The organism is Thioalkalivibrio sp. HK1, assembly GCA_000583135.1.
GTDB lineage: Bacteria > Pseudomonadota > Gammaproteobacteria > HK1 > HK1 > HK1.
Window position 1 is genome coordinate 1 of record JFBG01000112.1, and the last position, 518, is coordinate 518.

General features: G+C 57.5%; 1 protein-coding gene. It reads right to left on the reverse strand.

Annotation, left to right across the window (positions count from 1 at the left end):
- A partial coding sequence (locus tag BF99_RS23600) for a hypothetical protein (protein ID WP_038099231.1) occupies nucleotides 1–518 on the reverse strand: 518 nt, incomplete at both ends.

The window sequence follows — 518 nt, forward strand, 5'->3', positions numbered from 1 at the left end:
ATCAAATCCACCATGGTTTTGGAGACGACGATATCGCCCGGGCGGTCTAGGGTGGTAACAGCAATCGCCGCCCCTTGGGGGTTGGCGGCACTTGCATAGTTTCCGGCGCCGTTGTTGAAAGTGCCGACGATGGTGTCGGTGCCGTTTTCGGCGTTGTCGTCTTGGGCAACGGAAACGGTGACGGTTTGGCTGGCATTCCAATCGCTGTCGGTGAAAAAGAGGGTGGTGGGGTCCAAGGTGACGGATGCGTTGCTGTTGGTCAGGTCGACGGTGACATTGGGCACGGTCGGCACCGTTCCCAAACGCACGATGAAGGTTTGTTGTCCGCCTTCGACCACCTGCAAGGGCGAGGGCAGCATCAACAGGGTGCCGGGCGAATCATCATCGGTGACGGCGATGCTTTTATTCACATCGTCGGCCACGATGCCGATATCTTGATCGACCGAAAGGGTGATCAAGGCGCTTTCGTCGACGATATCGATATCGTGAGAACCGGTGACGGTGATCTCTTGTGCGCT